Raw genomic sequence first — 14,077 nt, 5'->3', positions numbered from 1 at the left:
CTGGTGGCTCCACGGGAGGGGGCGGGACGCGCAGGGGTGCTGTTCTGGACGTAGAAGTGCGATTTGTGGCGCGGACCGCTGGAGTACTTCTCGCCGCCGCCGAGGCGCCGTAAATCGTACAGTCCAGAACGGCACCCCGGAGCGGCCCGCCCCCGGCACCCCCGCCCCCCGGACGCGCAAAAGGCACCGGTACCCGCGACCGTCAGGGAGCCCCGCGGAGGACCGCGCCGATTTGGGCTGCTGTCGTGGAGAGATGGCGGCGGGCTTCGCGGAGTTGGGCCTCCGTCACGCCGTGGTCCCGCGCCGCGTCGCGGATGTCGTCGCGGAAGCGGTCCAGCAGCCGGTCCAGGTCGCGCGCCGGGTTGCCCGAGGGATCCTCGTGTGCCCACTCCGGCTCGGGCGCCGGCTTGCCCACGCGGCCGAACTCCCTGGTGAGGTCGGCCAGTCCCTCCCGTACACCCGTCGGCCAGTCACCCCGCGCGAAGTGGTCCTGCACCCGCTTGGCGACGCGCTGCACCTCCACGCGCGCCCTCTCCTGCGCCTCCTTGGCCTGGCGGCGCGCCTGCTGCGCGTCCTCGCGGGCCCGGCGGCTCTCGTCCTTCGCGCGGCGGGCCTGCTCCTTCCACTCCTGCTTCGCGCGGCGCAGTTCCTCCTTCGCCGCCTCCCATTCGCCCCCCGAGGAGGGGGGCGCGGAACGCGTCTCGGACGCCGCGGCACGCATCTCGCGGCGCAGGTCACCCGCCGCCCCCCGCACGTCCGCGCGGATCTCCGCGGCCAGTTCGGAGACCGATTCGCGGATCTCCAGTTCCAGGTCGGCCAGTTCACCGCTGCGCTCCGCCAGTTCCGCGCGGCCGGCGTCGGTGATCGAGTACACCTTGCGGCCGCCCTCGGTGGCGTGGGTGACGAGGCCCTCGGCCTCCAGCTTGGCCAGGCGCGGATAGACCGTGCCGGCGGACGGCGCGTACAGCCCCTGGAAGCGCTCCTCCAGCAGGCGGATCACTTCGTAGCCGTGGCGCGGCGCCTCGTCGAGGAGCCCGAGGAGGTAGAGGCGCAGACGGCCGTGGGCGAATACGGGAGGCATCTCAGAGCACCTTTTCGTCGGCGAGCGGGCGGCGGAGGAGGGCGATGGAACCCGAGACCGTGGTGGCCTTGAGCCTGCCGTTGCCCGCCCCGAGGGTGCCGGTGATCTTCTTGGCGCCCCACTGACCGCTGACGCGGAGGTCGTCGAAGGCGTTCGAGACCTCTCCGCTCGCGGTGTTCGCGTGGACCCTGGCGTCCGCCGGGTGCGGCAGCCGGATGGCGACCTCGCCGGAGACGGACGTGAGGCTGATGTCGCCGGGGGCGCCGGACGGGTCGACGTCGACGACCATGTCGCCGCTGACCGAGTCGGCCCGTACGGACGGGCCCGCCCCGTCGATGACGGTCAGGTCGCCGGAGACCGACTTGAAGCGCAGGTCGCCGGTGACGGTCTCGGCCCGCACCGCGCCCGAGACACGCACGAGGGTGGTGTCGCCGGTGACGCCGCGGATGTCCGTACGGCCGTGGATGCCCGAGACGACCGCCCCCGCGCCCACCACGCCGACCTCGACCCGGGTGCCGCTCGGGACGGCGAGGGAGACCACCGCGCTGCGGTGCCGGCCCTGGGGGTCGAGCCACTTGAGGAAGCCCGTCCAGGTCAGGTCGTCGTACGTGACCGTCAGCGTGCCGCCGTCCTGCGTCACGGTCAGCGGCGGGCCGTCGAGCTCGGACACCTCCAGCCGGGCGGAACCCTCCTCGGTGCCGACGACGTTCACCGTTCCGTTGACGATGCGCACGCTGAGCGCCGTCACCGGCTCGTCGAAGGTGAGTTTCTGAGGCTCGGAGACCGCCCACGTCGAATCGGGCATGGTGCTGACTCCCTCGGTCGGGGTAACGCAACATATCGCGTCCGTCGCTAGACACGATATATCGCGGTTACGGGAAGTCAAGCGTGCTCGATCAGCCCCCTCGGCGGTCCCGCCGGGTCACTCCTCGTCGTCCTCGTCGTCCAGGCGTGCCAGCCAGGTCGCCAGGCGTTCCACCGGGACCTCGAAGTCCGGGTTGAGGTCGACGAACGTGCGGAGCTGTTCGGCGAGCCACTCGAAGGTGACTTCCTCCTCGCCGCGCCGCTTCTCCAGCTCCTCGATGCCGCGATCGGTGAAGTACATCTGCCGGTGCTCCTGTGGTCTTCCATGATCTGACGAATGTGGGGCACGGGTCGGTGACCCGTGCCCCACATCATCGTACGTACCGCGGCAGGGTCAGGAGATGGCCCTGATGGACTGCCAACCGCCGGTACCGACGACCACCGGGGTGCCGACACCGTCCTTCCGCATGGGCAGGAACTCCAGCCCGGCGGTGGTGCTGGCCGTGGTGCTCCACACGTCGGTCACACCGTCGCCGTTGGTGTCACCCGCAGCCGTGAGCAGCGGGCGGGCCGTAGTGGTCCAGCCCGTGGCATGTGGCGTGCGGTTGGCCGGATCGCCGAATGAGGAGGGTTCGGTGCCGCCGTCCGGGGTTCCGTCGGCGTCCGCGTCCAGGGCCTTGCCGTGGTAGAGCCACAGCGCGCCGTTCGACGTGTCGCGGACGAGCAGATCGGTCAGGCCGTCGCCGTCCATGTCACCGGGGGAGAGCAGGGTCTTGTTCCCCCAGCCGGAGTCCCCGATCGGGTAGCCGCCGTCGATCGCCCCGCCCGTGTAGCCGGGGAGGAACCAGAGCTGGTCGCCGATGACCGCGACGAAGTCCGGGTTGTGTCCCTCTGCGCTGGGTGACAGGTCACCCACCGAGACGATCTGCTTGATCCCGGCCGTGTTGACCACCGCGCCGGTGTCCTCGTCCGGGAAGAGGTACACCTCCTGCTTGGTTGCCTCGGTGAACTGGCCCATTCCGTCGTTCGGGTACAGCCACAGCTTGCCGTCGGAACGCCGGGTGACGAGGTCCTCGTAGAAGTCCTCGGTCCAGTCCCCGCGGTGGGTCAGCAGCGCGCCGGCCCAGGATCCGTCGGCGGACAGGTACTGGGCGGGTGCGACATTGCCCGTGGCGTCGGAACCGCCGTAGATCCGCAGGTTGTTGGTCGAATCAAGGGCGAAGAAGTCGGGCCGGCCGTCACCGTTGAGATCGCCCGGCTTGTCGGTCACGCCCGGACTGCTCGCATAGAACTTGTACGGGTAGACGGGGCCGGGGTTCTTCGCCGCGTCGAAGCTCTGCACGTACAGGGTGTGTGGGCCCGGCGTGAGCGGGGTTGTCTTGATCTCCACACTGCCGCCCGCGGTCGTGGGCTTCACCGAGGTGTTCGGCGGGGTGCGGTCGAGCGCCCAGCGGTACTCGGAGATGTCGCTGACACCGCCGGATCCGAGGACGAAGGTCTCCTCCGTCCGGGCGAGCGCGCCTTCGATGCCCTCCGGGTAGACGTTGTTCTTGGACGTCACGCTCGGCATGACCGACGGCGCGGCCGGGTCGAAGCCGAAGCGGCATCCCGGGGCTCCCTGGGTCGGTGTCCAGTCGGACGCGAAGGCCGAATCGTTCGGGTCCTCCGCCTGGGCCTTCCAGGAGAACTGGCCGCCACTCGCGCCCTTGTGCTGGTCGAGGAGCGCCTTGGGTACGGTCACCCGGGCCTGGACTCCCTTGGCGTCGGAGGCCTTCACGGTGACGGCGACCTTCTTGTCGAAGAACACCCCTGGAGCCACATCGTGCCTACCGGTGGCCCACAGGTGGAACTGGACGTTGACCGTGCCGCCGTCCGGGTCCCATACCTGGGCCGTGAGCGTCACATCGGTGTTTCCGACCGTGACGTACGGACTGGAGTAGCCGCAGTCCGTGCCGTTGTTGGTACTCGGGATGGTGTCCAGGCTCCAGGGAGACTTGGGCAGCCGGTTGTAGTCGACGATCAGCTTGGCGTCCGGCTTGAACTTCTTCCAGCTGTACACGTCCTTGGCGTCCTCCGCGCTCTGCGGGGCGCGGAGGCCGAAGGTGATGTTCGTCCACTTGCCCGCCGCGGCCTTGACCGCCGCGTCCTTGGCGTTGAAGTCGACGGCCTTGTCCGGGCAGCCGAAACTCTCGTTGCCGTGCGCGTAGTTCCGGCTGTCCTGCCGGGTGGACCACGAAGGCTGGTTGTTCCACGTGGTCGACGAGCTGATGCTGCCGGTCAGATACAGCTCGACCGGCTTCGCGGTGCAGGACCAGGAGTGTGTCTCGGTGATCTGGAACTGGGCGTCGATCACCTTCACTCCGGCCAGCGCCTTGGAGTCGACGCGGAAGAACGAACGGGCGGTGCCCTTCGTCGAGCTTTCGTAGCCGACCCGGGCCTCGCTGGTGGTGCCGCCGCTCCAGCCGGTTCCGTTCCAGTAACTGCTGGTGGGGTACGGCTTGTAGGCGATGGTCCAGGCCTGCCGGGTACCGGTGAAGCGCGGGTCGATGTAGACCGGGTACGTCGTGTCCGGTGAGTCCAGCAGCGCCTGGTCCGGCGTCAGCTGCAGCTGGCTGGACGTGACGTCAAGGGCGACGTCACTGCTCCGGACACCGGGGCTGAGGTCCGTCGGGTTCTCCGTGCCGGCGGGAGCCGCGGGAGCCGCGGGAGCCGCAGGGGCGGCGAACGCGGCGGCGGAGCGGCCGCTCTTCACGGTGGGCGCGGTGGGCGCGGCGGGAGCCTTGGAGGAGTCCCACATCCGGGGAGTGGAGGTGGAGAACACCGTCTGCCCGGCCGGATTGACCGCGGTGAGGGTGCCGCTCTCGGCGTCTGTCTTGAGCTTCAGGCCGTCCGCCCGCAGACCGAAATCGATCGATTCGAGCTCCGGGTTCGCCGCTGCTTCGGGCGTCTTGACGATCAGCGCCTGGGAGAACCCGTCCACGCTCGCCGCCACGGACAGATCGACGCCGGGCAGGACTTCGCGGTACGTCGCGGTGCTGCCGTCGAGCACGGGCGCGGGAAGCGCCTTCGGCCAGGTCAGCGAGATCTTCCGGCCCTGATCGGTCAAGGTGACCAGTGGGGCCTTGCCGCCCGCCGAGAACGTCACATTGCCGGCCGCGGCCTTGGGTGCGATCCGGCCTCCGGCCGCCGCGAGCGTGGTGTCGATCGCGGTCCACGCGCCCTCGCGCTTCACCCGGACCGGAACCGTGTGCTGGGTCAGCCGCAGGGTTCCGTTGGGCTGTGCGTGCACTTCGCTCGACTCGGTACGCGCGGACGCGACTTCGACAGGTGCGCCGGTGCGCTTGGCCGTTTCCAGCGCGTGCTCTTCCGAGCCGGCCGGCGCGGCTGACGCGATGTCGGTCTCCGGATTCGCGGCCGGGTTCCCGATCGGCGCGATGCCCAGTGCGGCACCCGCGAGCAGGACGGCCAGCGCGGCGTTCGCGGAGCGTCCGGGCGGCTTACGTCTCTTGCGAGATATATCTCTCATGTGCCGATTCCCCCCTCATTCCCTTCCATGGAACGGCAGTTCGAGCGGAAGAGTACCGTGCGGAGATCGTCAATCTTGACCAAAACGTGGTGTCCCCTTGGTGGCGTTCTTGTCATTTGTTGACTTGCTGCAGTGATCGGCCCCGCTCTAATGTTCGGCTGATCATTTGTTCTGTACCTAGGGTGGGGAAGGTTTGTGCAGCAACTCCTAAGACAGTTGCAGTATTTCGGGCACTGGCATCGTTCAGTATCGCTTGTCGTGTCCATGGCATTGCTGATTGCGTTCATACCCGACGACCCGGCTGCGGCGCGGGGGGGCTCAACCCGGCTGGAGGAGCTCAAGCGCGACCGCTCCGTCCCTGGCCGTGACCACGACCCGAAGGCCCGGGCTGCCAAGGACGACGCCGCCAAGCAGTGGCGGCCGGGCAACGCCGCACTGCCGGTCGGCAGTTCCGTGCTCCAGGTCGCCGGTGCCACGGCCAAGAGCCCGCTGAAGTCAGGCGGTACCGGCCTGCCGGCCGCGCCCGGAAGCGGACTCAAGGGGACCCGGCTCCTCGAAAAGTCGCCCGTGACCCTGCGTCAGGCCAAGCCCGGCAAGGCCGCGAAGGGTGCGGCATCCGCCCCGTCCGCCAGGGGCAAGGCGCAGATCGCGCCCGCGCCCGCGCCCGCGGCCGTGGGCTCCGCGGTCCGCGTCGAGATGAAGGACTCCGCCGCTGCCCGCCGCGCCGGCGTCAACGGCCTGCTCTTCACCGCCGCCCCCGTGACCGGCGGCCAGGCGAAGCCGGCCACCGGCTCGGTGGAACTCGAGCTGGACTACTCGGCGTTCAAGGACGCGTACGGCGCCGACTGGGGCTCCCGGCTGAAGCTGGTCCAGCTCCCGGCCTGTGCGCTCACCACCCCGGACAAGGCCCAGTGCCGCACCCGGACCCAGCTGCCGAGCACCAACGACACCGCCGACCGTACGGTGTCCGCTCCCGCTGACCTCACGGGTACGAAGCCGGCGACCCTGTCGCGTTCGGCCGCCGCACCGATGGTGTTCGCGGCCACCGCCGCGGCCTCCGGTCCCTCGGGCAGCCACGAGGCCACCCCGCTCTCGCCGTCCGGTTCCTGGATGGCGGGCAGCTCCTCCGGCGGCTTCTCCTGGACGTACCCGATCGAGGCGGGCGAGGTCCCCGGCGGACCGCAGCCCGAGATCGCCCTCTCGTACTCCTCCCAGGCCGTCGACGGCCGTACCGCCTCGACCAACGGCCAGTCCTCCTGGATCGCCGAGGGCTGGGACTACGAGCCGGGCTTCATCGAGCGCCGCTACCGCTCCTGCTCCGACGACAAGGGCAACGGCGCGAACAACAGCGGTGACAGCGGTGACCTCTGCTGGGGCTCCGACCACGTCGTGATGTCCCTCGGCGGCAACTCCGCCGAGCTGGTCAAGGACGACACCACCGGCAAGTGGCGACCGGCCGACGACGACGGCTCGCGCCTGGAGCGCAAGACCGGTGCGGACAACGGTGTCACCGGCGGCGAGCACTGGGTGCTCACCACCACCGACGGCACCCAGTACCACTTCGGTCTGAACAAGCTGCCCGGCGCGCCGGCCGACAAGCGCACCAACTCCGCGCTGACCGTCCCGGTGTTCGGCAACCACCCCGGGGAGCCGTGCCACGCGACGGCCTTCGCGGACTCCGACTGCGCGCAGGCCTGGCGCTGGAACCTGGACTACGTCGTCGACCCGCTCGGCGACGCGATGTCCCTGTGGTGGAACAAGGAGACCAACTTCTACGGGCAGCACATGAAGCCCGAGAACGCGATCTCGTACACCCGCGCCGCCCAGGTCGCCCGGATCGACTACGGCCAGCGCTCGAACACCCTGTTCACTGCGCAGCCCGCCGGCCGCGTCGTCTTCGACACCGCGGAACGCTGCATACCCGACGCGCTGTTCGACTGCGCGGTGTCCAAGCGCACTGCGGCCAACGCCAAGCACTGGCCGGACGTACCGCTCGACCAGGAATGCGTCTCCGGCGCCAAGTGCACCGACAAGTTCTCGCCGACCTTCTGGTCCACCAAGCGCCTGGTGAAGATCACCACGCAGGTGCTCTCGGGCACGGCCCTGAAGAATGTCGACTCCTGGGCGCTCGAGCAGTCCTTCCCCGACACCGGGGACGGCACCTCGCCCGCTCTGTGGCTGGAGTCCATCACCCGTACCGGACACGGCGCGGGCTCGTCCGCGGCGATGCCCAAGGTGTCGTTCGCCGGTCAGCAGATGGACAACCGCGTCGACGGCGTGGAGGGCCTGCCGCCCTTCTCCCGCTTCCGGATCAACGCCATCGACAACGAGACCGGCGGCCGGATCGGCGTCACCTACTCGCCGCGCGACTGCCAGGTCCTGACCCCGCGGCGGATGCCCGCCTCGCCCGAGTCCAACACCATGCGCTGCTTCCCGCAGTACTGGACTCCCAAGGGCGCGCTGAACCCGGTCAAGGACTGGTTCCACAAGTACGTCGTCACCCAGGTCCGCGAGGAGGACCTGGTCACCGACTCGCCTGCCAAGACGACGAGCTACGAGTACCTGGGCGACGCCGCCTGGGCGTTCGACGACAGCGAGTTCACCGAGAACAAGCACCGCACCTGGAGCCAGTACCGAGGCTACGAGCGGGTCCGCACCCGCCTCGGCGCCGGCGACGACGTCAAGCAGCTCTCCGAGCACCGCTACTTCCGCGGTATGCACGGCGACAAGCTGCCCACCGGCACCCGCACCGCAGTGATCGAGGACTCCGAGGGCGGCAGCGTCAATGACCTGCCGCAGAACCAGGGTCAGCTGCGCGAGCAGATCACGTACGAGTCGGACGGCGGACCGATCGACTCGGCCACGCTGACCACGGCGTGGTCGGTGAAGACCGCGGAGCGGGCGCGCACGGGGACCACCCCGCTGCAGGCCTGGATGACCCGCCCGGAGACCGTCACGACGCGCGAGCGGGTCAAGGGCGAAACGTGGCGCAGGTCGACGGAGACCACCAAGTACGACACGTACGGTCTCCCGACGACGGTCGACGAGACGACGACCGGTGGCAAGCGGATGTGCTCCACCACCAGCTACGTCCGCAACACCGGGGCGTACATGCTGGAGTCGGAGTCGCGCGAGCTGACCACGATGGGCGCGTGCGGCACCACCGGCGGGGAGGTCATCGAGGACACCCGCACGCTGTACGACGGTCTGGGCTTCGGCGTCGCGCCGACCAAGGGCCTGCCGACCGAGGTGCAGGAGCTGAATGCCGAAGGCACCGGCTACATCACCATCGACAAGACCGAGTACGACATCCACGGCCGCGAGACGGCCACCTACGACACCGAGGGCCGCAAGACCTCGATCGTCAACACCCCGGCCACGGTGGCCCGCCCGACGAAGACGGTCTCGACCGACCCGCTGGGCCACACCGAGACCACGGAGTTCGACGACGTCCGCGGCCTGCCGCTGGCGGAGATCGACGCCAACGGCAAGCGCGCCACGATGCAGTACGACCCGCTGGGCCGGCTGCTGAAGGTCTGGGAGATCGACCGCGACCCGGCGACCCAGACGCCGAACGCGACGTACGAGTACACGGTGCGCCGCGACGGGCCGACGATCGTCACCAACCGCAGCCTCAAGGACAACGGTGAGTACGCCGTGTCCTACGAGATCATGGACGGTCTGCTGCGCGAGCGGCAGACTCAGGACGAGGCGGTGGCCGGGGCGGGAAGGATCGTCAACGACACCTTCTTCGACACGGTCGGCCGCGCGTGGAAGTCCAACGACGGCTACTTCAATTCCGCCGAACCCACGCCGGTACTGCTGCAGGTCGGTGACAACGAGGTTCCCTCACAGAACCGCACCACCTTCAACGGGCTTGGCCAGTCGGTCCTGGAAGTCAGTTACCAGAACGGCGTGGAGAAGCTCCGCAGCACCACGGAGCGTGACGGCGACGTCTCCACCACTGTCCCGCCCAAGGGCGACACGGTCACCGCGACGTTCGAGGACGCCGAGGGCCGCCCGACCCGCCTGCGTGAGTACACCAACGACGCCCGCACCACCTGGCGCGACACGACGTACGAGTACGACACGCAGGACCAGCTGGTGAAGGTCACCGCTCCCGGCGGCGCGGTGACGACGTTCGAGTACGACGGGCGTGGTCGTCAGATCGCGGCGACGGACCCCGATGCAGGCCGGACCACCTTCGTCTACGACAACTCGGACCATGTCGTGTCGACGACGGACCCGCGCGGAAACACGCTGGTCACGACGTACGACGCGGGCGGCCGTCCGACCTCGCTGCGCGAGGACAGTGCCACCGGTCCCAAGCGGATGGAGTGGACGTACGACACCCTCGGCAAGGGCCTTCCGACGGCCTCGATCCGTTACGACAACGGGCGCGAGTACCGCGAGGAGGTGACGGCCTTCGACAACGCCTACCGGGTGAAGTCGGCCAAGACCGTCATTCCGGCCGAGGAGACCGGCCTCGCCGGTACCTACAGCTACGAATACAGCTACACCCCGACCGGCAACCTCGCATACATCGACGTTCCCGGACTCGGCGGTCTGACCCGGGAGAAGGTGGTCTTCCGGTACGACTCGGACGACCAGCCGATCTTCATCGGCGGCGCGTCGACGTATCTGAACGGCGTCCAGTACTCGGCGTTCGGCGAGATCCTGCGCACCGAGGCCGGTCCAGCCGGCAAGAAGGTCTACGGCTCGTACTACTACGACGAGTTCACTCGCCGTATGACGCAGTCGGTCTTCGACCGCTCGGTGGCTCCCGGCCGGATCAGCGACACCCGCTACTCGTACGACGAGGCGGGCAACGTCACGAAGATCACGGACACGCCGGGTGCGGCGTCCCCGGGTGACGGCAAGACCGACACCCAGTGCTTCGTCTACGACAAGCTGCGCCAGATGACATCGGCGTGGTCGGCCAAGGACGACTGTCAGGCGGCTCCGTCCAAGGACACCGTTGGTGGTCCGGACGCCTACTGGCAGTCCTACAAGTTCGACGCGGCGGGCAACCGCACGGAGTTGGTGGAGCACGACACCACCGGTGACACCAGCAAGAACGTCACGCGGACCTACACCTACGGCAAGGCGGGTGTCGGCGGTCCGAACGCGCTGGCCGAGGTGAAGTCGGTCGGCCCCGGCGGCGAGAGGCTCAACACCTTCGCCTACGACAAGGCCGGTAACACCACCACCCGTCAGCACGGCGGTACCACCCAGACGCTGGAGTGGGACGTCGAGGGCCAGCTCCGCAAGGTCACCGAGCCGGTTGAGGGAGGTGGCACCAAGGCCACCTCGTACCTCTACGACACCAACGGCGAGCGCCTGATCCGCACCGGTGCCGACGGCAGCAGGACGCTGTATCTCGGTGAGGCGGAACTGACGGTCGGCGCCGACCTCACCGCGAAGGCCGAGCGCTTCTACGCCCATCCCGACGGCGCGGTCACGGTGCGGGCCACGGGCGGTGTCCGGCAGTTGATGCTGTCCGACCACCACGGCTCGTCCGACACGGTGGTCGACCTGGTGGCCACCGGCATGCCGGTCACCCGGCGCAAGATGCTGCCGTTCGGTGAGGCGCGGGGCGCTCAGCCCTCGACCTGGCCGGGACAGCGCGGCTTTGTCGGCGGCACGGTCGACAAGGACACCGGCCTCACCCGGCTCGGTGCCCGTGATTACGACCCGGCCACCGGTCGGTTCATCACGGTCGACCCCATGGTCGACTACGGCCAGCCGGCCACGATGAACCCGTACGCCTACAGCAACAACGCTCCGGCGACGTTCTCCGACCCGTCGGGTCTGTTCTTCCCGATCCTGATCGGGATCGCGGCCCGTATCGCCATCCAGGCGGCGATCCGTGCGGCGGCCCGCCGCGCGGCGCAGATCGCGGCCCGCAAGGCTGCCGCGGCGTTGAAGCGCCGTCTCGCGGCGGAGGCCAAGAAGCGTGCGCTGGCGGAGGCTCGCAAGCGTGCGGCGAAGGCGGCCCGCGAAGCGGCGAAGAAGCGTGCGGCGGCCAAGCGTGCGGCGGCCAAGCGTGCCGCTCAGCGTGCGGCGGCGAAGCGGGCGGCTCAGCGCCGTGCCGCGGCGCAGGCTCGGGCCAAGGCACAACGTGCCGCGGCGAAGAGAGCGGCGGCCAAGAGGGCGGCACAGCGCAAGGCAGCGGCCCGGGCCAAGCCCAAGGCCAAGCCGCGCAGTCAGCCCAAGGCCAAGCCGAAGCCTTCCCAGGCCAAGAAGCCCGCAGCGAAGCGGGTGGCCAAGGAGGTCAAGAACGAGGCCAGGGAAACGGCCAAGGACGAAGCGACCAACGCTGCCTGCGAGTCCAACAGCTTCACCGGCGGCACGCTCGTTCTGATGGCGGACGGCTCGAGGAAGCCGATCAGCAAGGTCAAGGTCGGCGACTTGGTCATCGCCACCGACCCCAAGACCGGCAAGACCTCAGTTCAGACCGCCACCGCCACCATCATCGGCAAGGGCGCGAAGGACCTGGTCAAGGTCACCCTCGCGATCCCCGGTGACAAGGCCGGCAAGTCCGCCACGGTCACCGCCACGGCAGGCCACCCGTTCTGGGTGCCGTCACTGAGAGCATGGCTCGACGCCGGGACACTGCTGCCCGGACAGTGGCTCCAGACCTCGGCGGGCACGTGGGTCCAGGTCAGCGACGTCCAGCGATGGACCGAGCGAACCACGGTCCACAACCTGACGGTCACCGACGCCCACACGTACTATGTGCTGGCGGGCGCGGCCCCGGTCCTGGTTCACAATTGTGGCAGCCAGATTGACTACAACAGCGACGAGCTGAGCAACGCGGCTTTTGAGGCGCGTGTCAAGTCGGGAATCGGTGACGGGCGGAACGTTGCGGCCGCCCACGTCGAAGGACTCGATAAGCCTGTGATTGGGTTCAGTAAGGGCGGCGGCTATCACTCAGAGAATCACATTCTCGACCAGCTGGCCGCGAAAGGTATTGACCCCAGTCGAATCAAGGCGCTTTATAGCGAGCGCCAGCCATGTCCAGTGTGCGGGCCCCTCTTGACTGGGACGCTGAAGCCGGGAACGCGAATAACCTGGTCGGTTCCTTGGGGTGCTGATCCCGTGATGAATTCAGCATCCAATGATTTGCTCAAACTGATGATCAGGAGAGCCAGGGGGAGATAGCCAAGCGTAAGTGACGATCAGGGCGGGGGTGGGGCGCGTGGCGCCTGCCCCCGCTCGGTCGTTAAGCAGGCATTACACCGAGAGAAGGAGAAAGAAGTGACTGAATTCGAGCGCGTAGAAGGTGGCGTCGCGGCTGCGTTGAAGATACTGGCCGACCAGGTCGCCCAAGATCTTGAACTTGCAGGGCTCTCCGTTTTGAAGGAGGGAGAAGGTGGCGTTGGGGCTGAGATTGAGGTTGACGCTGGCGCAGATGAGGCTGGTGGAGTCTACGTGTCTTGGTGTCCTGACTCCCGTCTTTCCCTAGAGGCAGCCGTTGCGGTCCAGCAGGGGCGATTTGATGAGCCGGCGGTTCAACACTCCGGAGCCGTGAAACGCATCATGCGCGACGCTATTTCTGTGATTCTGCAGTCATCCGGTTTTGGTGTCGAACAATCAACTGATGACATGCGCCCTTTGGCGATTCGAGTGATCTCGTCTCCCGTGGGCGCATCCCGCCAAATCCACAACATCTAGCTGTTCCGGCGGGTGGGCGGGGTGACTGTCGCGGACGGCTTTTTGCGGTTTCATACGCCGGAGTCGGCCTATGAGTCGTACGAGGCGTGTGCCCGGCTGGTGGAGGGTCTGGAGGGACGGTACTTTCCGTTCGCTTTCGACTGGACGGGCCGGGAGTTGCTGTTCGACATCCGTGAACCGGGAGCGCGCCCCCGGTGCGTGATCGCAGTCGATCCCGCCGAGGGTGAGTACCTTCGTACGGATCTGGGGCTGGATGAGTTCTTCGAGGCTGTTGCCGACGAGGATGAGGACGCGCTTGCTTTCCCGTACTTCGAGGAGTGGCGCGACGCGAATCCCGGGGCCGGGCCGCTCGGCTTCGGCCAGGTGATCGGCTACAAGGTTCCGCTGTCACTGGGGGGTGAGGACGACGTGGCGAACATGGAGATCACGGACCGGAAGGTCTACTTCGAGCTGTGTACGCAGATCGCCCTCCAGGTCCGCGAACTGCCGGAGGGCACAACCATCAGCGGAGTCACCATGACTCCGCCCGAGTCCAGGGACCCCGGCTGAGGATCAGGGTGACCCGTGCTCCGGGAGCGGGCAGAATGGCCGCGGGGAGAACAGCCCGACGAGCGTGGCGCCGACTCGGTCGAGCGCGTCGCGTTCGGGCGCCGACTGAGCAGCCGTCCCGGTTGCCGGCCGGCCCCGCCACGAACAGCTGAAGGAGAGGGAAACGTGTTCGGTAGTGCGTTGAACGAGCTGTTCGCTCCCGGGCGGCGGCACACCGAGGAGGAGCGCCGGCGGCAGGAGCTCACCCTGGAGGAGGTCGGTGACTCCGATCCGGGGGAGGGGCCGATAGATCTCCGGAGCGGAGTCGTGGTGATCCGGCTCCCCGCGTCGCGGACCGAGGACTCCCCGGACCGGGGTTAGCCAGACCCGGACCGCCGTGCACAAGGGCCCGGCCCCCCGCTAGAAACCGCGGGGGGCCGGGCCCTTCGTGCGTACCCGTG

The 14,077-nt window shown here is 68.5% G+C and carries 8 protein-coding genes; 4 read left to right on the top strand and 4 right to left on the bottom strand.

Going from position 1 to position 14,077, the window contains the following annotated elements:
* Positions 1 to 202: 202 nt before the first annotated feature.
* The 4 genes from ACWV17_RS31175 to ACWV17_RS31160 form a co-directional block, all read right to left on the bottom strand.
* Entirely contained in the window at positions 203 to 1,081 is an 879-nt protein-coding gene (locus ACWV17_RS31175; protein ID WP_455362304.1) for a helix-turn-helix transcriptional regulator, read from the bottom strand.
* A gap of 1 nt (position 1,082) precedes the next feature.
* Entirely contained in the window at positions 1,083 to 1,886 is an 804-nt protein-coding gene (locus ACWV17_RS31170) for a DUF4097 family beta strand repeat-containing protein (RefSeq protein ID WP_455362303.1), read from the bottom strand.
* 117 nt (positions 1,887 to 2,003) lie between these two features.
* Entirely contained in the window at positions 2,004 to 2,186 is a 183-nt protein-coding gene (locus ACWV17_RS31165; RefSeq protein ID WP_005312030.1) for a DUF6104 family protein, read from the bottom strand.
* Positions 2,187 to 2,279: 93 nt separating this feature from the next.
* Positions 2,280 to 5,411, bottom strand: coding sequence for a DNRLRE domain-containing protein (locus ACWV17_RS31160; RefSeq protein WP_455362302.1), 3,132 nt, complete (start codon positions 5,409 to 5,411; stop codon positions 2,280 to 2,282).
* 264 nt (positions 5,412 to 5,675) lie between these two features.
* On the opposite strand from ACWV17_RS31160, the gene ACWV17_RS31155 reads away from it, so the two are divergent.
* The 4 genes from ACWV17_RS31155 to ACWV17_RS31140 all read left to right on the top strand — a co-directional run bounded on the left by ACWV17_RS31155 (position 5,676) and on the right by ACWV17_RS31140 (position 13,997).
* Complete coding sequence (locus ACWV17_RS31155; protein ID WP_455362301.1) at positions 5,676 to 12,575, top strand: polymorphic toxin-type HINT domain-containing protein; 6,900 nt, start codon at positions 5,676 to 5,678, stop codon at positions 12,573 to 12,575.
* A gap of 96 nt (positions 12,576 to 12,671) precedes the next feature.
* Complete coding sequence (locus ACWV17_RS31150) at positions 12,672 to 13,088, top strand: hypothetical protein (RefSeq protein ID WP_455362300.1); 417 nt, start codon at positions 12,672 to 12,674, stop codon at positions 13,086 to 13,088.
* 21 nt (positions 13,089 to 13,109) lie between these two features.
* Complete coding sequence (locus ACWV17_RS31145) at positions 13,110 to 13,637, top strand: T6SS immunity protein Tdi1 domain-containing protein (protein WP_455362299.1); 528 nt, start codon at positions 13,110 to 13,112, stop codon at positions 13,635 to 13,637.
* A 165-nt stretch (positions 13,638 to 13,802) separates the two neighbouring features.
* Complete coding sequence (locus ACWV17_RS31140) at positions 13,803 to 13,997, top strand: DUF6191 domain-containing protein (RefSeq protein WP_455354065.1); 195 nt, start codon at positions 13,803 to 13,805, stop codon at positions 13,995 to 13,997.
* Positions 13,998 to 14,077: the final 80 nt, after the last annotated feature.

Source organism: Streptomyces mabaensis (genome assembly GCF_053763515.1).
Note: the sequence above shows the minus strand (reverse complement) of the source record. Positions and strands in the feature narration are given on the sequence as shown.